Annotated in this window: 28 protein-coding genes; 15 read left to right on the forward strand and 13 right to left on the reverse strand. The window is 43.6% G+C overall.

The features are described 5' to 3' along the window. The first annotated feature begins 25 nt into the window (after positions 1-25). Entirely contained in the window at positions 26-991 is a 966-nt protein-coding gene (trxB, locus tag GJU82_RS00770) for a thioredoxin-disulfide reductase (RefSeq protein ID WP_153630405.1), read from the forward strand. Between the two features lie 66 nt (positions 992-1,057). Here trxB and pgl read toward each other — a convergent pair whose 3' ends face one another. The 7 genes from pgl to mutY all read right to left on the reverse strand — a co-directional run bounded on the left by pgl (position 1,058) and on the right by mutY (position 7,746). After that, entirely contained in the window at positions 1,058-1,786 is a 729-nt protein-coding gene (pgl, locus tag GJU82_RS00775; protein ID WP_153630406.1) for a 6-phosphogluconolactonase, read from the reverse strand. A gap of 20 nt (positions 1,787-1,806) precedes the next feature. Beyond that, positions 1,807-3,318 (reverse strand): glucose-6-phosphate dehydrogenase, encoded by a 1,512-nt coding sequence (gene zwf / locus GJU82_RS00780; protein ID WP_153630407.1) that lies wholly within the window; start codon positions 3,316-3,318, stop codon positions 1,807-1,809. Positions 3,319-3,529: 211 nt separating this feature from the next. After that, complete coding sequence (locus GJU82_RS00785; protein WP_153630408.1) at positions 3,530-4,171, reverse strand: 4'-phosphopantetheinyl transferase superfamily protein; 642 nt, start codon at positions 4,169-4,171, stop codon at positions 3,530-3,532. Next, positions 4,171-4,797, reverse strand: a complete 627-nt coding sequence (gene gldD / locus GJU82_RS00790; RefSeq protein ID WP_153630409.1) for a gliding motility lipoprotein GldD — start codon at positions 4,795-4,797, stop codon at positions 4,171-4,173. The genes GJU82_RS00785 and gldD overlap by 1 nt, the downstream gene beginning before the upstream one ends. Continuing rightward, positions 4,775-6,121, reverse strand: coding sequence for a gliding motility-associated protein GldE (gldE, locus tag GJU82_RS00795; RefSeq protein WP_153630410.1), 1,347 nt, complete (start codon positions 6,119-6,121; stop codon positions 4,775-4,777). The genes gldD and gldE overlap by 23 nt, the downstream gene beginning before the upstream one ends. Positions 6,122-6,139: 18 nt before the next feature. Next, a complete protein-coding gene (locus GJU82_RS00800) occupies positions 6,140-6,589 on the reverse strand; it encodes a single-stranded DNA-binding protein (protein ID WP_153630411.1) in 450 nt (149 codons plus the stop codon). Positions 6,590-6,678: 89 nt separating this feature from the next. Next, positions 6,679-7,746, reverse strand: a complete 1,068-nt coding sequence (gene mutY / locus GJU82_RS00805; protein WP_153630412.1) for an A/G-specific adenine glycosylase — start codon at positions 7,744-7,746, stop codon at positions 6,679-6,681. Positions 7,747-7,878: 132 nt separating this feature from the next. Between mutY and GJU82_RS00810 the strand changes: the two genes are divergently transcribed. The 4 genes from GJU82_RS00810 (at position 7,879) to GJU82_RS00825 (ending at position 12,798) form a co-directional block, all read left to right on the forward strand. Next, a complete protein-coding gene (locus GJU82_RS00810; protein ID WP_153630413.1) occupies positions 7,879-8,163 on the forward strand; it encodes an HU family DNA-binding protein in 285 nt (94 codons plus the stop codon). Positions 8,164-8,384: 221 nt separating this feature from the next. Beyond that, a complete protein-coding gene (locus tag GJU82_RS00815) occupies positions 8,385-9,932 on the forward strand; it encodes an Rne/Rng family ribonuclease (protein ID WP_153630414.1) in 1,548 nt (515 codons plus the stop codon). 107 nt (positions 9,933-10,039) lie between these two features. Next, entirely contained in the window at positions 10,040-12,061 is a 2,022-nt protein-coding gene (locus GJU82_RS00820; RefSeq protein ID WP_153630415.1) for a cytochrome c biogenesis protein CcdA, read from the forward strand. Positions 12,062-12,162: 101 nt separating this feature from the next. After that, positions 12,163-12,798: a cysteine hydrolase family protein gene (locus GJU82_RS00825; protein ID WP_153630416.1), complete on the forward strand. Its 636-nt coding sequence runs from the start codon at positions 12,163-12,165 to the stop codon at positions 12,796-12,798. Between the two features lie 80 nt (positions 12,799-12,878). Here the strand turns inward: GJU82_RS00825 and map are convergent, their stop codons facing one another. Continuing rightward, on the reverse strand, positions 12,879-13,655 hold the full coding sequence (gene map, locus GJU82_RS00830; RefSeq protein WP_153630417.1) for a type I methionyl aminopeptidase: 777 nt from the start codon (positions 13,653-13,655) through the stop codon (positions 12,879-12,881). 117 nt (positions 13,656-13,772) lie between these two features. Then, complete coding sequence (miaA, locus tag GJU82_RS00835; protein WP_153630418.1) at positions 13,773-14,696, reverse strand: tRNA (adenosine(37)-N6)-dimethylallyltransferase MiaA; 924 nt, start codon at positions 14,694-14,696, stop codon at positions 13,773-13,775. Between the two features lie 85 nt (positions 14,697-14,781). Here miaA and GJU82_RS00840 point away from each other — a divergent pair, with 85 nt between their 5' ends. Further along, positions 14,782-15,363, forward strand: coding sequence for a Yip1 family protein (locus GJU82_RS00840; protein WP_153630419.1), 582 nt, complete (start codon positions 14,782-14,784; stop codon positions 15,361-15,363). A gap of 43 nt (positions 15,364-15,406) precedes the next feature. After that, the gene (gene smpB / locus GJU82_RS00845) at positions 15,407-15,862 is read left to right on the forward strand and encodes an SsrA-binding protein SmpB (protein WP_153630420.1); all 456 of its coding nucleotides are present in this window, start codon (positions 15,407-15,409) and stop codon (positions 15,860-15,862) included. 57 nt (positions 15,863-15,919) lie between these two features. Here smpB and GJU82_RS00850 read toward each other — a convergent pair whose 3' ends face one another. Together GJU82_RS00850 and udk are read right to left on the reverse strand one after the other, a co-directional pair. After that, positions 15,920-16,651: a 3'-5' exonuclease gene (locus GJU82_RS00850; RefSeq protein ID WP_153630421.1), complete on the reverse strand. Its 732-nt coding sequence runs from the start codon at positions 16,649-16,651 to the stop codon at positions 15,920-15,922. A gap of 12 nt (positions 16,652-16,663) precedes the next feature. Beyond that, a complete protein-coding gene (udk, locus tag GJU82_RS00855) occupies positions 16,664-17,281 on the reverse strand; it encodes a uridine kinase (RefSeq protein ID WP_153630422.1) in 618 nt (205 codons plus the stop codon). Between the two features lie 185 nt (positions 17,282-17,466). On the opposite strand from udk, the gene GJU82_RS00860 reads away from it, so the two are divergent. From GJU82_RS00860 to GJU82_RS00895, 8 genes are all read left to right on the forward strand, one after another. Next, positions 17,467-17,769 (forward strand): Dabb family protein, encoded by a 303-nt coding sequence (locus GJU82_RS00860; RefSeq protein WP_153630423.1) that lies wholly within the window; start codon positions 17,467-17,469, stop codon positions 17,767-17,769. An 89-nt stretch (positions 17,770-17,858) separates the two neighbouring features. Then, complete coding sequence (locus GJU82_RS00865) at positions 17,859-18,848, forward strand: type I phosphomannose isomerase catalytic subunit (protein ID WP_153630424.1); 990 nt, start codon at positions 17,859-17,861, stop codon at positions 18,846-18,848. Positions 18,849-18,916: 68 nt separating this feature from the next. Continuing rightward, entirely contained in the window at positions 18,917-19,519 is a 603-nt protein-coding gene (gene yihA, locus GJU82_RS00870; protein ID WP_153630425.1) for a ribosome biogenesis GTP-binding protein YihA/YsxC, read from the forward strand. Positions 19,520-19,657: 138 nt separating this feature from the next. Continuing rightward, a complete protein-coding gene (locus GJU82_RS00875) occupies positions 19,658-20,593 on the forward strand; it encodes a ribose-phosphate pyrophosphokinase (protein WP_153630426.1) in 936 nt (311 codons plus the stop codon). A gap of 199 nt (positions 20,594-20,792) precedes the next feature. Beyond that, on the forward strand, positions 20,793-21,377 hold the full coding sequence (locus tag GJU82_RS00880; RefSeq protein ID WP_153630427.1) for a 50S ribosomal protein L25/general stress protein Ctc: 585 nt from the start codon (positions 20,793-20,795) through the stop codon (positions 21,375-21,377). Positions 21,378-21,392: 15 nt separating this feature from the next. Then, positions 21,393-21,956 carry an aminoacyl-tRNA hydrolase gene (gene pth, locus GJU82_RS00885; RefSeq protein WP_153630428.1) on the forward strand — a complete coding sequence of 188 codons (564 nt, stop codon included), beginning with the start codon at positions 21,393-21,395 and terminating at the stop codon, positions 21,954-21,956. 41 nt (positions 21,957-21,997) lie between these two features. Then, the gene (locus GJU82_RS00890) at positions 21,998-22,378 is read left to right on the forward strand and encodes an RNA-binding S4 domain-containing protein (RefSeq protein WP_153630429.1); all 381 of its coding nucleotides are present in this window, start codon (positions 21,998-22,000) and stop codon (positions 22,376-22,378) included. 55 nt (positions 22,379-22,433) lie between these two features. Next, complete coding sequence (locus tag GJU82_RS00895; RefSeq protein ID WP_153630430.1) at positions 22,434-22,976, forward strand: DUF4924 family protein; 543 nt, start codon at positions 22,434-22,436, stop codon at positions 22,974-22,976. 12 nt (positions 22,977-22,988) lie between these two features. Here the strand turns inward: GJU82_RS00895 and GJU82_RS00900 are convergent, their stop codons facing one another. Both GJU82_RS00900 and GJU82_RS00905 read right to left on the reverse strand, forming a co-directional pair. After that, on the reverse strand, positions 22,989-23,396 hold the full coding sequence (locus tag GJU82_RS00900) for a thiol-disulfide oxidoreductase DCC family protein (RefSeq protein WP_153630431.1): 408 nt from the start codon (positions 23,394-23,396) through the stop codon (positions 22,989-22,991). Between the two features lie 15 nt (positions 23,397-23,411). After that, positions 23,412-24,425 carry an N-acetylmuramoyl-L-alanine amidase gene (locus GJU82_RS00905; protein ID WP_153630432.1) on the reverse strand — a complete coding sequence of 338 codons (1,014 nt, stop codon included), beginning with the start codon at positions 24,423-24,425 and terminating at the stop codon, positions 23,412-23,414. Positions 24,426-24,542 lie beyond the last annotated feature (117 nt).

Here is a 24,542-nt window from a genome sequence, read left to right on the forward strand (position 1 = left end):
GAAAACACTTTAAGATTGGAATCAGATGAAAGAAGATACCATTTATGACGTCATTATTCTGGGGGCAGGAGCTGCCGGTTTAGCTGCCGGAATTTATACATCACGGGCGAAACTTAGCACACTTATTCTTAATGAGGGTACACCCGGTGGGCAATTGGTGTTGACACACGAAATTGCCAATTATCCCGGAGTTGAATCCACCAGCGGATATCAACTGGGAAATATTATGAGAAATCAGGCCAGGTCGTTTGGCTGTAAAATAAAATCGAACCTGCACATTACGGCAGTCGATTTGAAGAACAAAACTAAAACCGTTGAAGTCAATGGAAAAGATACATATGCTGCCCATACGGTCATTCTGGCACCGGGCGGTCGTCCACGCATGTTGAATGTTCCCGGTGAGGAGGGGTTAAAAGGGAAAGGTATTTCCTACTGCGCTACCTGCGATGGTGATTTTTTCCAGGACAAGGAAATTATTGTTGTTGGCGGTGGTAATTCAGCGTTGGAAGAAGCTGTTTCACTTACTAAATATGCCTCGAAAGTGACTATCGTTCACCAGTTTGATCATTTCCAGGGATTTGAGCATGCCATCCGCAATGCCCGCGAGAATGAAAAGATTGAGTTCGAGATGGAGTCCATGATTCAGGAATTTATCGGAACTGAAAATCTGGAAGCTGCCAGGGTGAAGAATATGCGGACAGGTGAGGAGAAGGTTATCAATGTGGAAGGTACATTCATTTTCATCGGTTACGTTCCGAATACTGCTTTCTTTAAAGATGTAGTCGAGTTGAATGAATACGGCGAACTGCTTACCGACGAACGTATGAAAACTAATATTCCCGGTGTATTTGCTGCCGGCGATAGCATTAAAAAGCCTTACCGTCAGGTGACGACAGCCGTTGCCGATGGAACCATTGCTGCGCTTTCTGCTGCCGAATATGTAAACGATTTAAAGCGAAAGCAGAAAGATTTATCTGAAGCAAAAACCTGAACAGTTTCCCGTATACCGCTCACGGCCTAAATGCCCGGTAAGCGGTATGCGGTTGATAACTGTTTTTTATTCCTTTTCCAGTTTTCCGGCTGCTGCCTGATCCACAAACCAGAATAATTCCCCTGCCGGGTGAATGTGGAAAGCAGGCAATAAACGGCCTTTATTTGGGCCGGAAAATATTTCCTGTAAACGCTTAGCCTTATTTTCTCCTGTTACCAGGAAAGCAGTCTTCTTAGCGCTGTTCAGCACTTTTCCCGTTAAGGTTATTCTTTTTTGTCCCGAAGAAGGATGTGTCGCTACTTCGCAAACATCGAGCGAATGGAGCAGTTCCATTTGATTCGGGAAGATAGACGCGGTGTGTCCATCGTCACCCATACCCAGAATGATCAAATCAAAAGCCGGCCAGGTTTCCTTATCGGGAACCAGCGACTCTATTTCGTCACCGTAGCGGACTGACTCGGTTGGCGGATCTTCTTCTCCACGTATCCGGTGAATATTTCCTTCCGGAATGTCGATTTGAGAAAGCAACAATTCGTTAGTCATTTTGTAGTTGCTCTCATCATCATCGGGCGGGACCATCCGCTCATCACCCCACCAAAAGTGCACCTTACTCCACTCAATTGAGTTTTTGTAGTTGTCGGCTAAGTACCTGAATAGCAGCTTGGGCGTGTTTCCGCCCGAAAGGGCAATGTGAAAAAGGGGGTTTTTACTTTCTTCAATCCATTGAGCCATATGTTTAGCAAAAGCTTTGGTTACACCGGCTGCATTATCGTATATTTTTATTTCAGGTTCCATTAGTCCTGTTTGATTTTTATTTATAATTCACAATACGTTCCGTCGTTGGATAAGTTCTTACAGGGGTACCGCCAGGTATCTTCACCTTCAATCAAATTGTCTGCTTCCTGTGGTCCCCACGAACCAGCCGGATATCCATATATCGGAAGTGACGGATTTTCTTTCCACGCATTGAGAATGGGTTGAACAAAGCGCCAGGCTGCCTCAACAGCGTCGCCTCGCAGATAAAGGGTTTGGTCACCCATCATACAATCGAGTAGGAGACGCTCGTAAGCGGTTGGTAATTCCACATCCGATAAATCGCTGTAATGGAAATCCATACTCACCGGTTGTACCCGGAACCCAGCTCCTCGTTCCTTCAATCCGAATCTGAGCAGAATACCTTCATCCGGTTGGATGCGAATAATCAACTGGTTCGTCACATGCGCTGTCACTCCGTCTTCCTGGAAAAGGTGGTGCGGAGTGGGACGGAATTTAATGACTACTTCCGTTACGCGTGTTGGTAATTTTTTCCCTGTACGGATATAAAAAGGCACACCAGCCCACCGCCAGTTGTCGATGTAAAATTTCATCGCCAAAAAAGTTTCAGTCCGCGATTTCGGATCGACACCTTTTTCGCTCCGATAACTATTGACCAACTCATTTTTGATATGCGATTCAACGTATTGGCCACGGATGACATTGCTTCTTATTTCTTCCGGTTTGAGCGGCCTGAGCGACTGGAAAACTTTCAGCGTCTCGTTACGAATGGCATCTGCTTCGGCCACCACCGGAGGTTCCATTCCAACCATTCCGACCAATTGTAGAAGGTGATTTTGCACCATGTCGCGCAGGGCCCCGGATTGGTCGTAGTAACCGCCCCGTCCTTCCACACCGAGGCTTTCGGCCGATGAAATTTCCACACGTTCAATGAAATTCCTGTTCCAAATCGGCTCGAAAATTCCGTTGGAGAAGCGGGTCACCAACATATTTTGAACGGTTTCTTTACCCAAATAGTGGTCAATACGGTAAATCTGTTTTTCGTCGAAATAGTTGAGTAGTTCCTTGTTCAGCTTTTGTGCTGTTTCCAGGCTATTCCCGAAAGGTTTTTCCACAATCAATCGTGTATAACCATCATTCTGCTGATTTAATCCGACCGATGCCAGGTTGGCCGGGATTATTCCGTACAACTTAGGCGGAGTGGAGAGGTAGAAAATGTAATTGCCGGGAATATCCAGTTTTTTTTTCAGTTTTTCCAACCGGTCTTTCAGTTTACCGTACTCATTGGCGTCAGCGGTTTCCAGTGGTTGATAATAGAGTTTTTCGAGGAATTCATCGCACTTGCAATGATCATCGCCCTTTGGAAGGAAATCGGTAACGCTTTCGCGGAACTCCTCATCGGTCATTTCGGTACGGCTGGCGCCCAGAATGGCAAACTTCTCCGGTAATCTTTTGCCGTTATGCAACTTGCAAATAGCTGGGACCAGTTTTCTTTTGGTCAAATCTCCTGATGCGCCGAATATGATTAGAATAAGTGATTCGGGTGTATTCATATACAGATATGTTTTTTGCGAATGCTAAATTACTTCTATATAAAACAGATCTCCCTTCATTTGTTTAGTCAGTAATGGAAAGTTTCTGTTAAAAGTAGTGAAACAAGATGTTCCAATCGGAAATAGAAGTATCCGATTTTTACAGCAAACCGTTAAGCTTTAGAATATCGTTTACGATTAGCATGTAAATCTGTTGCGGTTACTGTATGGTTTACTCGTAAAGTCCCCAAACCATCAGATTATCTTCAATGAATCGATAATTCAAGTCGATATGTTCGGTGCCAAAAATTCCCCTGAATAGTCCGGTAAATGAACCGTTTGAACCAGTCATCTCGAATGCGGGGATTTGTATTTGCGTTGAGAATTCAACTCCCTGATGAGGAATCATTTTGAAGATGGCTTCTTTTGCGCACCAGTGCATAAATAACCTGATGTTTGAATAGCCGTCATTCGTCAGGCAGTTTTGCAGCTCCTCGGCCGAAAGGAAACGAGGTGCAACCTTGTCGATGGAACGTGACACGTTTTCAATATCGATGCCGGTTTGCATTTTCTTGTGTAGCAGAACAGCAGCGTATTCAGTCGAATGCGAAATACTGATGTGGTAGGGAGTATTTTCCAGTACCGGTTTGCCGTCCATAAGATGGCAGATTTCGAAAGACTCTTCGAGCATCTTTTGCAGCAGTGCCCGGGTGGCCAGCCATTCACGTTGCCTGCGTGAATTTGTGAAGGTTCTGAATTCTTTTTCTTCAGCAGGTGTCAGGGAAACCATTTGCCTTAATTCCTTAGGCGTTTCGGTTATCTCCCATAGTCCCAGAAGGGAATCATCTATGTTTTCAGCGGTAAAGAGAGGCATTATTTAACGTCTTTCCATTCAGTTGATTCAACCAGTTGAAGAACATCTTGTTCCAGAAAGTTAATGACAGGTTGTAAGCTGTCAATATTAGGAATTTCGCGAATATACAATGCTCCGCGAATGAAGTGACGTGTGCTGTCTGTCAGGTAAAATTGCATGGGCGAGGCAACATTCCCTTTGATGTTGTATAGTGTTCCAAAGACCTTTTTCGCCCGGTTAACATATATTTTCTCATCGATAGCACTGGCTTTCTGAGCATGCTTGTAAGCCAGCATACGTGATTCTTCGGTGTATTTTGCCAGGTTACCGCGTATCGCTTTGTAACTGATGTGAATTGAAGATTTATTGGATGGTACATCAACGTTGATCCAGTAACGTTTTGCCTGGTAGTCAGAATCTTTCGAGACATTGGAATAATCGGGAATTTTAAAGGTGTAGGGAAGATCCTTATTCATTTGATGGTAAGCCTTCGCTGGGAACGCAATGCGAAAATAGCCCCTCGGTTTTGGGGTATAGTCATGTTTGCACGAAATCATACTGATTGTTATTGCCATAAGGATAATGACGATTGGCAATTGCATCCTGTGAATTCTTCCTCCCATATCAGATATTTCCCCCCTTCTCATTATCACGTGTATCAAATACCCGAATACTTTTGATTCGGCGCGCGTCTGACTCTTCAATCTGAAACAGAAAATCGGGGCACTCAATTTTCTCGTTTTTGGCCGGTATTTCTCCCTGAAGCTCCAGTATTAATCCGGCAAGTGTATCCGCGTCGCCCTTATTCTCATCGAAAATATTATCCGGGACATCAAATACTTTGTAAAAGTCATTGAGCATTGTTTTTCCGTCGAACAGATACTCGTTTTCGCCAACGCGGGTATAATATTCTTCTTCTTCATCGAATTCGTCGGCAATATCACCGACAATTTCTTCCAAGACATCTTCCAGCGTTACCAGACCGGAGGTTCCTCCATATTCATCGACTACAATAGCCATGTGGACTTTATTCTTTTGGAACTCTTCCAACAGTTCGTCGATTTTTTTTGATTCCGGGACGTAGAAAGGCGGTCGAAGCAGCGACTGCCACCGGAATGTATTACCTTTGGAGAGATGGGCGAGTAAATCCTTGATATACAGGACGCCACGAATATTGTCGAAGGTTTCCAAATAAACCGGAATACGGCTGTATCCCGATTCATTGATCAGCCGCAGTACTTCGGCATAGTCGTCGCGTATATTAAGAGTTACCAAATCGACACGGGAACGCATAATATCGGTCACGCTTTTGTTTCCAAATTTTACAATCCCCTCCAGAATCTCCTTATCCTCGGTAAATTCCATTTCATCGGTTAGCTCAAGCGCTTTTGATATTTCATCGATGGACAGATATTTCCGGTGCTTTGTTGCCCGTTTGTTGACAAAGGCGGTCGACGAAATTAGAACATGGTTCAGTGGACGGGTTATTTTTCTGAGTCCGTTTAACATCGGAGCCATTCGTATGGCAAACGAACGCGCATATTGTGTTGCGTATACCTTTGGAATAATTTCACCAAACAGGAGCAATAAAAAGGTAATGACAACTGCCTGAAATATAAATCCCAGCGTGGGAACGGCTGAGAAATCAATCACCATATTGGTGATGTGGGCCGATAGAATAACAATTCCAATATTGACAAAATTATTCCCAACCAGGATAGTGGCTAACAGTTGCTCAGGGATGGTAAGCAGTCGGAGAACAAGGGCATTGGAACGGCCCTTGTTCTCTTCCAGCTCGTGTTTATCTTTTGGGCCCAAAGAGAAAAATGCCACTTCGGATCCTGAAATTAATGCAGAAATGATTAGTAAAATTACCAGCACGAAGAGCCCAATTAACGTCTCGATCGTAAACGGATAAAATTGAATATCTCCAAAATGGGCTCCCGCCGGAGGAACTATGTCTGTTTCCAATCTTTAAAAGTTTTAATATCAAAATGGTAAATCGTCTTCTTCAGCATCGCTCGGAGAATAGTCGAGTGGGGCATTGTTGCCATTTGGCTCATTCACGGTAGCCGAAGAGCGATCAGGTGCTGAGCCGTTCTGGAAATCATCCTTGCGGCCCAGCATTTGCAGCGTGTCGGCATAAATCTCCGTCATGTATCTTTTCGTTCCGTCTTGTGCATCGTAGGAGCGCGTACGAATTTTTCCTTCAATGTACAGCTGTTTCCCTTTCTGAATGTACTTTTCGCATATATCGGCAAGACCGCGCCATGCTACAATATTGTGCCACTCAGTTGTTGTTACTTTCTCACCGCTTTTGTTGGTGTAGGTTTCAGAGGTGGCTAATGGAAAATTGGCAACGGATACATTGTTGTCCAAGTGCCTGATTTCGGGATCTTTCCCAACGTTTCCGACTAAGATGACTTTGTTAATAGACATATTAAAAGCAATTTTAATGAATAAAATTAAATTTACGAAAACTGATCAACTTTTAAAAATCGATTTTCCACCTGTGTTTGTTAAAATTCTTACACTGATTGAGTTATTTGAATCTTCTCAGTCAGGTAATTTTCAATGAGCTTTGGTATGGCAAAATTAAAAATATCTTTCAAATAAACCGGTTTTGCCGGATGTTGAACTTCGCCTTTTATCAATTGTATTTCATAAAAAAAGGCATGTATCTTTCGATGGCTTAGCATATGGATGATTTCGTTGGAAACCGAACGCACTTCAACTTGGGCGTTGTAAAAGATCGTCTGCCATTCCTTCGAGCGCAGAACCTGTTCGGGGAGTAGTATTTCGTATGATTCAATCAGCGGAAGCTGGTACATGTTTTTCCAAATATCCTGGCCATTTCTCTTTTCCAGCCAAAGCCGGTCGTCTTTATACCTTATGAACAGATAGTGCATGTAGCGGTCGCGAACTTTGGCCTTCTTTTCTTTTACAGGATAATTTTGTACTCTATTCTTAATATAGGCCAGGCACATATCTGCGAGCGAACAGCTGGGACAATCCGGACTGCGCGGGGTACACTGCATGGCTCCGAAATCCATAATGGCCTGATTAAACATTCCGGGAGCTTCTTTTGGAACCATTTCCGTCGCAAGTTGGGAAAAGAGCTTTTTGCCCTTGGTCGAACTGATTGGTGTATCTATTGCATAAAACCGCGACAGCACACGCAATGCATTCCCGTCGACTGCCGCATGTGGCAGGTTGTACGCAATAGATGCAATGGCTCCGGCCGTATATTCGCCAACACCTCTCAACTGTAATAACCCTTTGTAGGTGCGGGGAAACTGACCCTCAAATAGGTTCATAACCTGTTTGGCAGCGGCTAGCATATTGCGCGCCCTGGAGTAATAGCCCAGTCCCTGCCAAAGTTTTAATACATCATGTTCGTCGGCTGACGCTAATTCAGAAACGTTGGGATATCGTTCAATAAAACGATGAAAATAAGCTGTTCCCTGGCTAATTCTTGTTTGCTGGAGAATGATTTCAGATACCCAAATCGTGTACGGATCACGGGTTTCGCGCCATGGAAGTTTACGCCCGTTGTGTTTATACCAGTTAATCAGATGTTTGGCGAATTTGTTCATATATTGTTAAATAAACTAAATTTTAGTTCAATAGGACAAAAATAATTGATTTGTATTTCTTTAATCATACGAAAAAGTCTATCTTTGTTCACCAAAATTTTAAGAAAGAAGTGTATAATTAAATTAATAGCAATGACAAAGGCAGATATCGTAAACGAGATTTCGAAGAACACTGGTATCGAAAAAGTTACTGTACAGAAAACTGTTGAAACATTCATGGAAACCGTGTCCGGTTCATTGGTTGATGGGGAAAATGTTTATTTGCGGGGCTTCGGTAGCTTTATCGTTAAAAAGCGCGCCGAGAAAACTGCCCGCAACATCTCGAAAAATACCACGATTATTATTCCTGAACACTTCATTCCGGCTTTTAAACCTGCTAAGTCGTTCGTGAATAAGGTAAAGAATAATGTAAAATAATTTTAAAGCCTAAAATTATGCCGAGCGGTAAAAAAAGAAAAAGACATAAGATGGCGACCCACAAGCGGAAAAAGCGTTTGCGGAAAAATCGTCATAAGAAGAAGAAGTAAATAAGCTTTCGATAATGGTTTAACTATCGATAAACCTAAAGTGCATGGGTGCTTTAGGTTTATTGTCTTTAAACTGAATTTGAATTTATTTTTGTAAAATGAGTAAAGGCCGTGAGTAATGAACTAATTATTGATGTATCACCCTCACACGTGGAAATTGCCTTACTCGAAAACAAAAGACTGGTTGAACTCAATAGGGAGGACAGCAACGCCAAGTTCGCGGTAGGAGACATCTACCTCGGGAAAGTCAAAAAGATTATGCCCGGCTTGAATGCTGCCTTTGTTGATGTAGGCTATGAAAAAGATGCGTTCCTTCATTATTTGGATCTGGGACCGCAATTCCAGACACTGAACAAATTCCTGAAGCTTGCCGGTTCGAAGAAGAGCAAGTTTGTGCCCGTATCTAAAATCCAATCGGATCCGGACATTAACAAAGAGGGAAAAATAACCGAGGTGGTAAAACAAGGCCAGAGTATTCTGGTTCAAATTGCCAAAGAGCCCATCTCTACCAAAGGCCCCCGGTTAACCTCTGAAATTTCCGTCGCTGGCCGTAATATGGTGTTAATGCCATTCAGCGATAAAGTTTCTGTTTCGCAGAAAATTAAATCGGCCGAAGAGAAAAATAGGCTGAAAAAATTAATTCAAAGTATTCGCCCCAAGCGGTATGGGGTAATCATTCGGACAGCTGCTGAAGGAAAACGTGTTGCAGAATTGGATCAGGAACTGAAACGACTGGTGGCAAAATTTGAAAATGCCATGGCTAAATTAAGCCGGCATGTTGCTCCGTCGCTTGTTTTGGGCGAACTCGACCGTACTATTGCGATGATTCGTGATGTGTACACGCCAGACTTTGGTGCTATCATGATCAATGATCAGGAAGCTGCCATTGAAATAAAAGATTATCTGGGCACCATTGCGCCGGAAAAGAAAAAAATTCTAAAATATTACAGCGGTCGGGCCCCAATTTTTGAACACTTTGGAATTGACAAACAGATCAAAGCATCTTTTGGTAAAACCGTCTCGTTTAAGAGCGGTGCCTACCTGATTATCGAGCATACCGAAGCATTCCACGTTATCGATGTCAATAGCGGGAATCGGTCAAAAAGCGGAAATCAGGAAACAAATGCCCTGGAGGTTAACATGGCTGCAGCCGATGAGATTGCGAGACAACTCAGGTTGCGTGACATGGGTGGCATTATTGTTATCGATTTTATCGATATGCACGGTAATGAAAACCGTCAGAAAGTTTTCGATAAGATGAAGGAGGCGATGGGTAGCGACAGAACAAAGCACAACATCCTTCCTTTGAGCAAATTCTGTCTGATGCAGATCACCAGACAGAGGGTGCGGCCCGAAATGAATATTGATACGACTGAGGTGTGTCCGGTGTGTAAAGGGACCGGAAAAGTAACACCAACCATTCTGTTTACAGAAGAAATCGAACAGCGGGTCAAATTCATTTTCGGTGAGCTGGCAAAGAAAAGATTGACAATTCAGTTGCATCCTTTTGTGGCTGCCTATTTAAAGAAGGGATTTCCCTCGCGAAGGCTCCGATGGATGCTCGAATTCCGAAAACGGGTCGCCGTCGACGAGGTTGGCTCGCTTAATTTCCTTGAATCGAAATATTTCGATGAAAACAGAGAGGAAATCGTATTTTAAGAAGTTTTATGAACCGCCCGATTATTAGTCACGTGATCGGACGGTTTTTTTTATATTTTTGAACTTATTCAATAATTTAAATACGTTAATAATAGAAACGTGACCCGATGAAAAGATATATTCTGTTTACATTATTCCTGGTGTTGGGCTCAATGCCTGCTTTTTCTCAAATTCTCGAACCGGTAAAATGGACATTTGAGCAAAAACAGGTATCCGATAGTGTATACGACCTGACATTCAAGGCGTCTATCGACCAGGGGTGGCATCTCTATTCTACTGACCTTCCGGCGGGTGGCCCGGTAAAAACCTCCATTAATATTAAACCTGGCGATGGTTTCGAGTTGGATAGAAAACCGGATGCCAAAAGTCCCGTGATCAAAAAGTTTGATCAGACTTTCCAGATGGAACTGGAGTATTACGCTCATGAAGCAGTGTTTGTGCAACGTGTAAAACTTTTAACCAATAAGCCTTTGGAAATAAATGGCTCGGTTGAGTTCATGAGTTGTAACGACGAAACCTGCCTTCCGCCTACCGAGAAGGATTTCTCTTTTTCGTTTAACGGAGGGGGAGAAAAAGGGGCGGTAGCTGTGCCCGCTGCTGAAAAAACAACACCCGGTGGGCCGATAGGGCCCGTTGGCACTCAGCATCACGGCTTGGGGTGGTTTTTCCTTTTCAGCTTTCTTGCTGGTTTGGCTGCCATTTTAACTCCCTGTGTATTCCCGATGATTCCGATGACGGTATCGTTTTTTATGCACAGCAGCGAGTCGAGAGTAAAAGCGAAAATGCAGGCACTTGTGTATGGGCTATCCATTATTGTGATTTACACGTTGATCGGAACCATCGTGGCTGTCACATTGGGGCCTGGATTTGCCAACTGGCTCAGCACTCACTGGTTGCCGAATATCCTATTCTTTATCATTTTTCTTGTTTTCGCCTTCTCATTCTTTGGCGCATTCGAAATAGTATTGCCCAGTAGCTGGGTGAACAGGAGCGATCGCAAAGCCGACAGAGGCGGATTCGGAGGATCATTCTTCATGGCATTAACGCTGGTGCTGGTATCATTCTCTTGTACCGGACCGATTGTAGGAGCAATTTTAGTCGAATCGGCAGGAGGGATGATCCTGAAACCGGTGATTGGTATGTTTGGCTTTGCTCTGGCATTTGCCTTACCATTTACATTGTTTGCTTTCTTCCCGCAGTGGTTGAGCAACCTGCCAAAATCGGGTGGCTGGCTGAATTCGGTAAAGGTAGTTCTTGGATTCCTGGAACTTGCGCTTGGACTAAAATTTTTGAGTATCGCTGACCAAACTTATCACTGGGGAATTCTCGATAGGGAAGTATACCTGGCCTTCTGGATTGTAATATTTGCCCTGTTAGGTTTCTACCTGCTCGGAAAGTTGAAGTTTGCACACGACAGTGACGTGCCGCACGTAACGGTCCCACGCTTGCTTCTTTCAATAATAACATTCTCATTTGTCGTATATCTGGTTCCCGGTATGTTTGGTGCTCCACTGAAAGCAATTTCAGGGTACCTGCCGCCTATGGCTACCCATGATTTTGATTTGCATAAAATTATTCGGGATGAAGTGAAACTGGTCAATAGCACCAGTGGTACTTATGATTTTAAGAAAGGAGAGTCAGCGCTTTGTGAAAAACCAAAATATTCCGGCTTCCTGGAGTTACCTCATGGATTGCAGGGATATTTTGATTACGACCAGGGAATGGCTTGCGCGAAAGAACAACACAAGCCGGTATTTATCGATTTCACCGGTCACGGTTGTGTGAACTGTCGTGAAATGGAAGCCAATGTTTGGTCCGATCCCCGGGTGTTGGGGCGTTTGGAAAACGACTACGTAATTATCGCGCTGTATGTGGATGATAAGACTAAATTACCGGAAGAGGATTGGGTGAAGTCAACCTATGACGGGAAGATTAAAAAAACGTTGGGAAGGAAATATGCTGATTTCCAGATATCCCGTTTTGGCGTGAATGCACAGCCTTATTACGTGTTACTTGATAACAGTGGGAAGATGCTCACTCAGCCAACAGCAAGGGATTTAAATCCCGATCATTTTGTCGATTTCCTGGATAAGGGATTAGCGGAGTATCAGAAACGAAATGAAGAATAACACAATTAGGACGAACCGTCCGGGAACCGGAAGGGCTTTTCTTTTTTTAGAAGTGTTTTATTATAACTTTACTGAGTTTGATTAATTAAAACGCAAGCAATATGAAAAGTCCGAAAATTATTTTCTGGAATGTTGATACCCAGGCCGACTTCATGGAGCCTGATGGAAAACTCTACGTCCAGGGGGCAGAGGAGATTCGTCCGGTTCTTGGAAAAATTACCCGTTTTGCGAGCGAAAAAAACGTCCGGGTGGTGAATACAGCAGATTACCATTTGATTAACTCGGCTGAAATTTCTAATTCCCCTGATTTTGTCAATACTTTTCCCCCACATTGCATGGCCGAAACGAAGGGAGCTATGTATATTCCCGAAACCGATCCGGAACGGCCTATTATTATTGACTGGAACCAGGAGTTGATGCTGAACTCCCGCTTGGATAATCCTGGGCGTTTCAGGAATGTACTTATCCGAAAAGATGCTTTTGATGTATTTGCGGGAAATCCATATACCGATAGTGTCCTCGATATCATTCAACCCGACCGGATATTTGTGTACGGTGTCACTACCAATGTGTGTGTTGACCAGGCAGTGACAGGTTTAGCGGAAAGAGGAAAGGAAGTTTTTGTATTTTCTGACGCCATAAAAGAACTTCCCAATATTCCCTTACCATTTGAAAAATGGAAGAAGCTTGGTATAACACAGATCCCGTTTAGCGATGTTGAAAAGTATATGGGGTAGTTTATTGTTTAGGCTTAACTGAAGGAAAAAGAAAAAGGGTTGCTGGTTTTGCAATCCTTTTTCTTTTCCGTTTAATTCTTTCAGGAAACCGGATATTTATCCAAGATATCAGTTAATACCTCATAACCTGTTTCGGTTACCAGGATGGTGTGTTCAAATTGTGCCGAAAGCTGTTCGTCAATGGTCCGGGCAGTCCATCCGTCATGCTTGTCGAGTTTTACACGCGGACGTCCTTCATTAATCATGGGCTCAATAGTAAATATCATGCCCGGACGCATCTTCGGGCCGCTATTCTTCCTCGATGAGTGGTCAACCTGGGGATCTTCATGAAATTCCACGCCCACGCCGTGCCCACAGAATTCATAAACCACGCTAAACCCTTGTGATGTAGCGTAACGCGAAATAACATAGCCAATATTTCCCAGGTAGTTTCCGGGGCGGACCTGCTGAATGCCCAAATCGAGACAATGTTTGGTTACTTCAATGAGTTTTTGTGCTTTCTCTCTGACTTCACCTACGGTGAACATTTTACTGGTGTCACCGTAATAACCATCGAGTATTGTCGTCACATCGATATTCAGAATATCTCCGTTTTTCAAGGTTATATCAGGTGATGGAATGCCGTGGCATACCACTTCATTCAGAGAAATGCAACTTGACTTCGGGTAACCGTTATAATTTAAAGTGGCTGGAATAGCGCCGTGGTCAAGAATAAACTGATGAATCAGGTTGTCGAGGTATTCGGTTGTAACCCCTTCTTTAACATGTGGTTCAATAAATTTCAACGTTTCTGCTGCCAGTTTAGAGCTTTTGCGTATGCCGTCAATTTGTTCCTGGGTTTTAATACGAATACTCATGTTAAATTATGTTCAATAAGTTTATGTAAAATTGAATAAATTCATAATCAATTCAAAATAACAGAAGCTACCTCTCTTTTGTTTCGAATAATATTTTGAAAAGAAAATAAGGGGGAGTTATGATTGCATCCAGCGCTTAATTTGCCCGATTTTCTCCGGAAGGGGCATGTACCCGTCGAGCCAATGAATATGAAAACCTTCGCGTTCCATTTTCCGGAACCAGGTCATTTGTCTTTTGGAAAACTGATGGATGGCTGTGTTCAGGCTTTGAAACATTTCATCATATGAGATATCGCCGGTCACATACATGGTTAGGTATTTGTATTCTAGTCCGTAATAAGTTAGCGATTTGGGCGAAAGCCCGCTGGTCAGTAATTTTTCCACCTCTTCAATCATTCCATTTTGCAACCGATCCTTTAGTCTTTGAGTAATGCGGCGACGCCGGGAATCCCGGTCAAATTTTACGCCAACTATCAGGCTGTTAATTTCCGGAAAGGATAAATCGATTTCCGGATGCTTTTGATAATATTCTTCAATTTCGATGGCACGGACTGCCCGTTTCTTGTTTTCGATATCGCTGGTGTTGTGCAGCTCTTTGTATCCGGAAAGAATTAGTGTCAATTCTTCCAGCGACATCCCTTGCAGCTCGTTCCGGCGAATTTCATTCACCGGGACCTGTATTAATTTGTACCCTTTCAGTATAGCCTCGATGTATAAGCCTGTTCCTCCGCATAGTACCGGAAACTTCCCCCATTTTTGCAGTTTGTCAAAAACGGTCAGAAAGTCGCGCTGATATTCGAATACGTTGTACTGGTAACCGGCTTCGGCGATATCAATCAGGTGGTAGGGCACTAATGTTCCATCAATGAAGTAATCGGAGAGATCCTTCCCTGTACCGATATCCATTCCTTTGTAAACCTGCCGGGAATCAGCTGAGATAATTTCTCCGCCAATGGATTTGGCCAGATGAGCTGCAACAGCTGTTTTCCCTGATGCCGTTGCGCCAAGAACCGTTACCATATTGTACGTTAATGCTGCCATTGTATTCCGGGAGGCTTCGATTTATTGATGAAATATTTTGAGAATGTCAAAATAAGTTATTTTTGTAGAATTAAAGGAAGGATTAATGGATTTTAAAAAACTGGCATCCGGAATTTATGAACGCAGTAAAGCGTTAATTCTGCACCCGAAGGAAGAATGGAGGGTTATTGAAGAAGAGAATGTTACCATGGCCCTGGTTGTTCGGAATTTTCTATTGCCATTGTTGTTGGTAGCAACATTGGCTTCATTGCTGGGGCGTATTATTCAAAAAGTCAATATCGGACTGGATGGGAATCTGTTGTTGGCAGATGGATTGCGTGAGTTCTTTGGCTTTTTACTTTCGGTATATGCCTGCACGTATTTGGTCAACGAGTTGGTTAAAAGTTTTGGAGGGGAAAAGAATCTGAGACGTTCGGCTAGCCTGGTGATTTATTCGACGGTCCCTTCGTTGGTGGTATCAATGATTACCGGCCTGGTTCCTGCTTTGTATCCGTTAGGTGTGCTGGGGTTGTATTCCTTTTACCTTTTTTATGTCGGAATACCTGTGCTATTCGATATACCGGAACAGAAACACGTTGGATTTTTTCTCACATCGGCATTATTAATGATTATTGTTTTTGCCTTCGTCCGCTATTTTCTGACTACCTTCCTGATGGCATTTGCCTGAAGCATTCGTTGTTAATTATGCAATTTACTATCAAAGGAAAACGATGGCATTACAACAAAAAATAAATATCAAGAACCGTAGGGCGAGTTTTGAGTACGAGTTTATCGATAAATTCGTAACCGGACTGGTTTTATTGGGCACCGAGATTAAGTCGATACGACTGGGGAAAGCCGGTCTGTCCGATGCCTACTGTTATTTTATGAAGGGAGAGCTGTATGTAAAGAACCTGCATATTGCTGAATATGCCTACGGTACGCATTATAATCACGAAACACGACGCGAACGTAAGTTGTTGTTGAATAAGAAAGAGTTGCATAAACTGGAGCGGAAGACAAAAGAATCGGGTTTAACGATTATTCCCACCAGGCTGTTTATTAACGATCGGGGTTTGGCCAAACTGGAAATTGCCCTGGCGAAAGGAAAGAAGCTGCATGATAAACGAGAGACGCTAAAAAAGAAAGATGCCAAACGGGAAATGGATCGTATGCGAAAAGTGTAAAAATTTATTTTGTCGATATAAGCCCCCAAAAGAGAGGGCCTTAGGTGGGCTTTTGTTTTAGTTTGGTAAAGCCAATTCGATACTGTCCGGGGCAATCAGCGGTTCTCCTTTGTAACGAAGCAATAACTGTGCAACGGCAAGCGTATCTTTTTCACAGTAACGGGCAATTCGTTCCAGGTCTCCCTGTTCATAATAAACCTCAGCCACCTGGCTTCCATCGATGTCGTCTTTTGGCGTTGGAATATCGAAAACGGCGCACAACAGGTTCAGTGACGTGTAATGTTTGTAGTCACCAAATTTCCAAAGCTGCATAGTGTCAATTAACATGTCCTTGATTTCCCATGGCTTGGCGCCGGCGATATCGAGTATTTTGGGAAGTTTAAGACCATGAATCAGCATACGGCGTGCAATCCACGGGAAATCAAATTCCTGCCCGTTGTGTGCACAAAGTTTATGTGCCGGATTGGCGGTGAATTTATCCAGCATATCGGCAAAATCAATCAGCAATTGCTTTTCGTCGTCGCCATAAAACGATTTTACCCGGTAAACCCGTTGTTTGGCCTTCCGATAAATGGTCCCGGCTGAAATGCAGATGATTTTTCCAAATTCCGCATAGATACCGGCACGCTGGAATAAACTCTCGGGTGAATCTTCATCCGAGCCAATGTTTCCTGCCTTTTTGGCCCATTGTTCCTGCAGGCGTCCGGGCATTTCCTCCAGTGATTTGGTCAATGGGACCGTTTCGATGTCGAGGTAGAGTACGTGTTCAGGTTTGAGGTGATCGAGCATGGCTGGTTGGTTTTAGGCGTTATCGTTCAAGTGTTTTTCAATAAATTGGGTAATGATGTCGATAGCTACTGTATTTTGTCCGCCTTGCGGAACAATAATATCAGCGTAACGTTTTGTGGGCTCAATGAATTGCAGGTGACTTGGGCGTACGGTTTTTTCATATCGATCAAGCACTTGAGCTACATTTCGTCCACGTTCGATGATATCGCGCTTGATGACACGGGAAAGTCGCAAATCCGCTTCGCAATCCACAAATATCCGAATATTCATTAAATCACGCAGCTCTTTGGGGGCCAGACAAAGAATTCCTTCCACAATAATTACTTTTTTCGGACTCACCGGAATGGTTTCTTCGGCACGTGTACACGTGAGGTATGAATAAATGGGCTGCTTTACCGTGCTTCCTTCTCGCAGCTGGCGAATATGTTCGGCGAGCAATTCAAACTCGATGGCATCGGGATGGTCAAAGTTAATTTTTTGTCGTTCTTCCAACGGAATATCACTATTGTCACGGTAGTAGGCATCCTGTGCCAGAACTTCCACATCGCCTTCCGGAAGACGTTCAATAATTTTTTTTACAACGGTTGTTTTTCCCGAGCCGGTTCCTCCGGCAATTCCAATAACAAGCATGTTTGCGTTTTAATTGTTGAGTATATGGCATCAATCAGCCCTTTGCCCGATGCAACCAAATATATCAATCTTTGTTAAATCTGAAGGATCATTTACGCTGCCTTTAAAAAAAAGCGGCTGTGAAATTATAAAGTATTAATTTCGCAAAAGAAATTTGGAACAACAATAAAAAACCCATAGCTGTTATGATTAACCATACCGTGCTGTTTAAATTCAAGGATTTTGATTCGCCGTCGGCTAAAAAAGTGGCAATTGAAAAGTTGACAGCTGCTCTTCTTAATTTAAAAAATGAAATTTCAGAATTGAAACATATTGAAGTGAATCCGCACTATACACTGGATGCACCATCATTCGATATGTGCCTGATTACTCATTTCGAAAATATAGCCGGCCTGGATGTTTATCGCGTTCATCCGGAGCATTTGAAAGTTATTGGCCTGGTGGAAGAGTTGACTACCGAACGGGCTGCCGTTGATTTTAACTTCTGATTTCATCCCTTTGTGGGAAGACAGGCCGATTTCGAATTTGAATTCCGTATAGAAATAAACGGAATAGTTAACATCCAAAAGCGTAAGACGTGCAAGAGCTGTATCCTTTTAAGTTTAAACCGATTTACAAAGACAAAATTTGGGGTGGACAGAAGTTGAAGGAACTTCTGAATAAGGAATTTTCACCGTTGCCAAATTGTGGGGAATCATGGGAAATATCCGGGGTTCAGGATGAAATTTCGGTAGTAGCGAACGGATTTCTGGAAGGGAATAACCTGGAAGAGCTTGTCGAAATTTACATGGGCGAACTGGTGGGAGAGAAAGTTTATGAGAAATTCGGAATCGAGTTTCCCCTGCTCATCAAGTTTATCGATGCCAACGATGATCTTTCTATTCAGGTGCACCCGGGCGATGAGATGGCGAAAGTGCGTCACAATGCTTTCGGTAAAACCGAGATGTGGTATGTGATTCAGGCTGATGAAGGCGCTGAGCTGATTGCCGGTTTTAACCAGGAAGTCGACCAGGGAAAGTACCTCAGGCACCTTGAAAAAAATGCCCTGATGGAAATCCTCAATACCGAAAAGGTAAAAGCGGGTGATGTCTTCTTCATGCCAGCCGGCCGTGTTCATGCCATCGGGAGAGGGATTGTGGTGGCTGAGATTCAGCAAACATCGGATGTGACTTACCGCATTTATGACTATAACCGGAAAGACGATAAGGGAAATACCCGCGAACTTCATACGGATTTGGCCCTGGATGCCATCGATTACACTTTTGAAAAAGAGTACCGGACACATTATCATGCTCACAATAACGAATCTTCTGAATTAGTCAGTTGCCCGTATTTTACGACCAATTTGCTGACGCTGACACATTCAGTTGAGATGGATTACAACGATCTCGATTCGTTTATCATTTACATGTGTCTCGATGGAAATTATGCCATCAGCTGGAGTGAAGACAAGGCCATGGAGGTTTCGAAAGGAGAAACCATTTTGGTGCCGGCCTCGGTCAGTAATTTCATCCTGGTACCCAAAGAAGGGCAGAAGGTGAAAATGCTTGAAGTTTTTATAAAGTAAAATATGAGGAAGGGAAAATATGACAAATGTTTCCCTTCTTCTTTTATTATATTAATCACGATTGACTTATGCAGATAAAAAGCGCCAAATTTGTTATTAGTAATACCGACCCGGCAAAATGCCCGAAAAGCGATCGGCCCGAATATGCATTTATTGGCCGCTCCAATGTGGGAAAGTCTTCGCTGATTAATATGTTGACCAATCATAAAAAACTTGCCAAAACATCTACCCAACCCGGCAAGACCCAGCTTATTAATCATTTTCTGATAAATGACGAATGGTACCTGGTCGATTTGCCGGGTTACGGTTATGCCAGGGTAATGCGGAATCAACGGGCCAAGTGGATGAGTTTTATCCGGGAATATATGCTTTCGCGGAAAAATCTTTACTGTGTTATGGTCTTAATTGATATGCGACTGGAACCGCAGGAGCTTGACATGGATTTCATGAGCTGGCTGGGGGTAAACGGAATTCCATTTGCCATGGTTTTCACTAAAGCAGACAAATTGGGAAAAATGCAGGTAGACAAAAACCTGACTGCTTACCAACGAGAAATGCTGAAGAGCTGGGAAGAGATGCCTCCATTTTTCGTTACCTCGGCTACTTCGGAAACAGGAAGAGACGAGGTACTGAACTTTATCCAGCAGCTTAATGACGGTAGCTACGAATAATTGAGCAACGCTTGCCGGATACATTCGGCTTGCTATATTTTTGATAAAAAGTGATTTTTCCCAATTCGTAGTTGAGGCATTATTGTTACATTTGCGCACCTGAACTACATGCAACTTCAAACTTGAAAATCCGAGGAAATGGCTGGAAATGCTCCCATCAAAATCTTTTCAGGAACCCAAACCCGTTATTTAGCAGAAAAAATATCCAGTAGTGCCGGTTTGCACCTGGGCCGCTCATCTTGCCCGGTTTTTTCAGACGGCGAATTTGAGCCGTGCTACGAAGAGACCATTCGCGGTTCGCACTGTTTCATTGTTCAGTCGACTTTTCCGCCAGCTGATAACATTTTGGAACTGTTGCTGATGATTGACGCTGCCAAACGGGCTTCGGCTTACAAAATTATTGCGGTTATTCCTTACTTCGGATACGCCCGTCAGGACAGGAAAGACAAACCGCGCGTTTCAATCGGCGCCAAATTGATGGCCGACATGTTTTCAGCCGCCGGAATCGACCGGTTGATTACCATGGATTTGCATGCCGACCAGATTCAGGGATTTTTCGATGTGCCAGTTGATCACCTGACCGCATCAACGCTTTTTATTCCGCATATCCGGAAAATGAACCTGGAGAATCTGGTGGTGGCATCTCCGGATGTCGGGGGGACCAAACGTGCTAACACTTATTCCAAATTCCTGGGAACCGATATGGTGATTTGCCATAAATCGCGCAGCCAGGCTAATGTGGTGGGTAATATGACCGTTATTGGTGACGTGAAAGGTAAAGATGTCGTTATTATTGATGACATGATTGATACGGCCGGGACCATTACTAAAGCCGCCAATCTGATGAAAGAGAAGGGAGCTAACACCGTACGTGCCTTTGCAACCCACGCGGTTCTTTCAGGCCCTGCATACGAACGCATTGACAAATCGGATCTGGATGAAATTTATTTTACCGACTCCATCCCGTTGAGGAAAAAGTCAGACAAGATTAAGATTATTTCCTGCTCTGGACTGATTGCTGACGTTATTCAGAAAGTGTACAAGAACGAATCGATTAGTACTTCGTTCATTTAATGATAATTGAATATAGTAATCCGTTGAAATAACTTACCGATGAAGATGTGCGAAAATTCTTCTTACGTGAAGATTTTATGTGATTATTTGCTATATTTGCGCCCAATTTTGCAGCATACCTTTACTGGTGTGATGCGGATGCCTTCCTGATGAAAGGAGGGAGATCTGAGTAAGCACTTAAAAAATTAATTAATTTACGATGAAAACGTTTGAAGTAAAAGGTACTGCCCGTGCAGCAGTAGGAAAAAAAGAGACAAAAAAACTGCGCGCCGAAGGTAAAGTTCCTTGCGTACTTTATGGTGGCGGGGAAGTTGTTCATTTCGAAGCTGAAGCAGCCGAATTCCGTCACGTAATCTATACCCCCAGTGTTTATTTGATTAACATTGAAATTGGTGGTAAAAAATATCGGGCTAGTATGCAGGACATTCAGTTCCACCCGGTAACTGATGAGATTATGCATATCGACTTCCTCCAAGTTGTTGAAGATAAGCCGCTTAAAATCAATATTCCTGTTGCACTGACAGGTTTCGCAAAAGGTATTCAGAAAGGTGGACGTTTAAAAACCAACCTTCGTGTATTGCGTGTGAAAGGTTTGGCAAAAGACCTGCCCGATACCATTAATATCGATGTAACTGAGTTGGGATTAGGTGAAAGTGTTCGTGTTGGCGATGTCCAGGTTGACGGCCTTGAAATTCTGAATAATAAATCAGTTCCGGTAGCCAGCGTAGTAATTACCCGTGCAGCTCGTGCGGCCCTGACTGCAGCTGCCAAAGGCGGAAACTAATAAAGCAATTGTGTTTTGAAGTACCTGATAGTAGGTTTAGGAAATATCGGGGAAGAATATCAAAATACCCGACACAATATCGGTTTTAAAATATTGGATGCTCTCGCCGGAGTGTCCAATATTTCTTTTAGCGATAAGCGTTATGGCGCTGTCGCTGAGATGAAACATGCCGGGCGAACCTTCATTCTCCTGAAGCCTTCTACGTATATGAACCTGAGTGGCAGGGCTGTGCATTACTGGATGCAGAAGGAGAAAATTCCGGTTGACAAGGTGCTGATTCTGGTCGATGACCTGGCGTTGCCGCTGGGGAAAATCCGTTTGCGGGCCAAAGGGAGCGATGCCGGGCACAATGGTTTGAAGAACATCAACCAGGTATTGGGCCGACAGGATTATGCCCGTTTACGGTTTGGTATTGGTGACGATTTTCAGCAAGGCTACCAGATCGATTATGTTCTGGGAAAGTGGTCACCGGAAGAGGAGAAGATACTTCCCAAACGCATCGAACTTTGCATCGATATCATCAAATCATTTGCTACCATAGGCGTGGCCCGGACAATGAGCCAGTTCAACAACAAGTGAACTTTGCCGGAATTATTTTCTCCAGTTATTAATTTTGCATCATGGAAGAACAGGTTCGCATAGACAAATGGTTGTGGGCTGTCAGGGTTTTTAAAACCCGAAGCATCGCTACGGAGGAGTGCAAGAAAGGACGTGTGACTATAGATGAGCAACCGGTGAAACCATCACGCGTGATTAAACCCGGTGATGTGGTGAAGGTCCGCAAAAGCCCGGTGACTTATTCATACAAAGTCAAACAGCTAATCGGGAAACGGATGGGAGCTAAACTGGTTCCGGAGTATATGGAGGATATTACTCCGGTTTCGGAACTGGAAATTATGGAAATGCAGAGAAATATGGGTTGGTTCGAGCGGGAACGCGGAACCGGACGTCCAACAAAAAAAGAACGCCGCGATATCGACCGGTTGAAAGGGAACCGATGATTTTCAGACGTTTCTTAAGGCTATTTTCAAATCAGCATTAAATATTTTTTGTTCAATGTTAATTGCTCGTCAAAAACGCAAAGAGAATATCGTTGAGTACATCCTCTACATGTGGCAGGTGGAAGATTTGATTCGGGCGCATCAGTTCGACATGGCCCGTATCCGCGAAAACATTGTCGACAAGTTTGACAGTAAAAACGAGGAGCGGGAAGAGATTGCCGGTTGGTACGAGAATCTGATCCTGATGATGGAGCGCGAGAATGTCAGGAAAAGTGGGCATTTGCAGATCAACCGGAATCAGGTGAACGATTTGTATGAGTTTCATTTGCTGGTGATGAAGAGCGGTCAGTTTCCTCAATATGATATGCACTTTCGTCAGGCGAAACCCTTTATTGACGAGTTTTCGGCGAAAGCCGGAGGCGCCGGGGAAAATGATGTTGAAACCAGCTTGAATGCGCTTTACGGAGTATTGTTATTAAAGCTGAAAGGCGAGGAGGTGACGCCGGGAACATTGGCTTCGGTGAAAATGTTTAGCCAGTTTTTGGCGCATTTGGCACACTATTACAAGCAATACGAGAGCGGAAAACTGGAACTTTAGTGATCCTGTTTTTCAGTTAAGAAACCGGTGGGCTACTTCCGGTGAGGGCATTTCACAATAATCTTTCTTTCCAAACCAGCGATACCGGTTTTTGGCAATCCAATGGTAAACAGCATCCCGAAAGGAAACTGGTAATACTTCGAAAATAACCAGCCAATTCCAGGGTGCTTTCAGGTATTTAGCGATTCGAAGTACTGCTGTTGATGCGGTAAAAATCTGATTATTTTCGATTAAAACCACGCTGTCCGCATCTTCCGGAAGGGAATATTGGTAGCGGACTTTTGAAGCAAACTCGCCTTGTAGCGGCGCAAACCGGTAGCGGGGATTTTTTTCGTATTTCAGGATAAACCGCACGGAAGCATTGCATAAATTGCAAACACCATCATAGAGTAAAACCGGTTTATTTAGCTCGTTATTCATGTTCCCTCTCGATATTTATTGACGCGATTGGTAGTCTTGCACTATGCCTTCGGTCAGCCAATCGGCCAGTGCCTGACGATTACTTGGGTATATAATCCGTTGCTGGTCGCGTGTATGATTAATGTTTCCCATTTCAATGTACACGGCAGTTGGATTCGTTCGTGTCAGCATGTATAGCCGCCGGCTCGATACCGTGCCATTGTATCCCCGGTTGGGTTGGTTTTCCTTGTAATTCTCCATCATCGAATGTCGCATCGCTTCGGCCAGTTGTTCTCCACTTTTACTCTTTTCGTAATGGTAGAAAAAGAGGTCGATGTTCCTGTGCCGGTTTCGCGCATCAACATGAATGATAATACAACGTTTATATTTCGCTGAAGGATCTTTTCGGTAGAGTTCATTTACGGTGGCAGCCCTTTGGCGAAGCCTCTGATTTTGGTCAAGTGGAATTTTTTGATGTGGATAGCAATACTCATCCGAGCGGTTCTCCAGGTAGTGGTCATCGCGGATTCCATCTTTCGGGTCATGAATGACGAAGTGCACCTTGGCTCCGTGTTGAAGCAATGCCCTGCCCAGACGCAATGTTACATCGTACGCATACTCATCTTCAGTTAACCGATGCTTACCAATTTTTCCCATCGCTCCCGGATCGGGGCCACCATGACCACTCACCAGGTAAAATACGGCGCCTTTCAGTTTTCTGTCCTGAATACGGACCTTCTCATATTCCTTCCCGAAAAGTGGTTCTTCTGCATATAAGGTAGCCACCGGGAGCAAGTAACTTCGTCCTTCGTAAAGCGAATTGTTCGGGCCCAACTTCGATTTATTCAGTTCGATGAACTTATCCAGGTATTCACCGACAGGTAAACCATTTCGTTCAAGTAAATTATATATTCCGTCTCCTCTCTTAGCTTTTACTTCCGGGTAACCGGAATTTTGGGCATAACTGCTACCGAACCAAAATAAAATGAAGATGGTATGAATAGTTATACGAATGAAAATGGATGGTTGATCGGGAGCTGTTTTGTACATCAGGTTGGTGCCTTTTTTAATCCTACTTCACATTTCACTAAAATAACCTCTGATTCAGACAAAACCTATATGTTCGCTGAGGTATTTTTAATTAAACTCTTTGCTCCATAAATGGTT

This window comes from Prolixibacter sp. SD074 (genome assembly GCF_009617895.1).
In the GTDB taxonomy this organism is placed as follows: domain Bacteria; phylum Bacteroidota; class Bacteroidia; order Bacteroidales; family Prolixibacteraceae; genus Prolixibacter.

Excerpts from the sequence above, each read along its gene's own strand:
- yihA (WP_153630425.1), top strand. The coding sequence starts at position 18,917 with ATGCAGATAAAAAGCGCCAAATTTGTTATTAGTAATACCGACCCGGCA.
- mutY (WP_153630412.1), bottom strand. The coding sequence starts at position 7,746 with ATGAACAAATTCGCCAAACATCTGATTAACTGGTATAAACACAACGGG.
- GJU82_RS00800 (WP_153630411.1), bottom strand. The coding sequence starts at position 6,589 with ATGTCTATTAACAAAGTCATCTTAGTCGGAAACGTTGGGAAAGATCCC.
- GJU82_RS00900 (WP_153630431.1), bottom strand. The coding sequence starts at position 23,396 with ATGAATAACGAGCTAAATAAACCGGTTTTACTCTATGATGGTGTTTGC.
- smpB (WP_153630420.1), top strand. The coding sequence starts at position 15,407 with ATGGCATTACAACAAAAAATAAATATCAAGAACCGTAGGGCGAGTTTT.
- udk (WP_153630422.1), bottom strand. The coding sequence starts at position 17,281 with ATGCTTGTTATTGGAATTGCCGGAGGAACCGGCTCGGGAAAAACAACC.
- GJU82_RS00840 (WP_153630419.1), top strand. The coding sequence starts at position 14,782 with ATGGATTTTAAAAAACTGGCATCCGGAATTTATGAACGCAGTAAAGCG.
- trxB (WP_153630405.1), top strand. The coding sequence starts at position 26 with ATGAAAGAAGATACCATTTATGACGTCATTATTCTGGGGGCAGGAGCT.
- GJU82_RS00825 (WP_153630416.1), top strand. The coding sequence starts at position 12,163 with ATGAAAAGTCCGAAAATTATTTTCTGGAATGTTGATACCCAGGCCGAC.
- GJU82_RS00880 (WP_153630427.1), top strand. The coding sequence starts at position 20,793 with ATGAAAACGTTTGAAGTAAAAGGTACTGCCCGTGCAGCAGTAGGAAAA.
- pgl (WP_153630406.1), bottom strand. The coding sequence starts at position 1,786 with ATGGAACCTGAAATAAAAATATACGATAATGCAGCCGGTGTAACCAAA.
- map (WP_153630417.1), bottom strand. The coding sequence starts at position 13,655 with ATGAGTATTCGTATTAAAACCCAGGAACAAATTGACGGCATACGCAAA.
- GJU82_RS00890 (WP_153630429.1), top strand. The coding sequence starts at position 21,998 with ATGGAAGAACAGGTTCGCATAGACAAATGGTTGTGGGCTGTCAGGGTT.
- gldD (WP_153630409.1), bottom strand. The coding sequence starts at position 4,797 with ATGAGAAGGGGGGAAATATCTGATATGGGAGGAAGAATTCACAGGATG.
- GJU82_RS00820 (WP_153630415.1), top strand. The coding sequence starts at position 10,040 with ATGAAAAGATATATTCTGTTTACATTATTCCTGGTGTTGGGCTCAATG.
- GJU82_RS00850 (WP_153630421.1), bottom strand. The coding sequence starts at position 16,651 with ATGCTCGATCACCTCAAACCTGAACACGTACTCTACCTCGACATCGAA.
- GJU82_RS00785 (WP_153630408.1), bottom strand. The coding sequence starts at position 4,171 with ATGCCTCTCTTTACCGCTGAAAACATAGATGATTCCCTTCTGGGACTA.
- GJU82_RS00860 (WP_153630423.1), top strand. The coding sequence starts at position 17,467 with ATGATTAACCATACCGTGCTGTTTAAATTCAAGGATTTTGATTCGCCG.
- zwf (WP_153630407.1), bottom strand. The coding sequence starts at position 3,318 with ATGAATACACCCGAATCACTTATTCTAATCATATTCGGCGCATCAGGA.
- GJU82_RS00895 (WP_153630430.1), top strand. The coding sequence starts at position 22,434 with ATGTTAATTGCTCGTCAAAAACGCAAAGAGAATATCGTTGAGTACATC.
- GJU82_RS00905 (WP_153630432.1), bottom strand. The coding sequence starts at position 24,425 with ATGTACAAAACAGCTCCCGATCAACCATCCATTTTCATTCGTATAACT.
- GJU82_RS00810 (WP_153630413.1), top strand. The coding sequence starts at position 7,879 with ATGACAAAGGCAGATATCGTAAACGAGATTTCGAAGAACACTGGTATC.
- GJU82_RS00875 (WP_153630426.1), top strand. The coding sequence starts at position 19,658 with ATGGCTGGAAATGCTCCCATCAAAATCTTTTCAGGAACCCAAACCCGT.
- miaA (WP_153630418.1), bottom strand. The coding sequence starts at position 14,696 with ATGGCAGCATTAACGTACAATATGGTAACGGTTCTTGGCGCAACGGCA.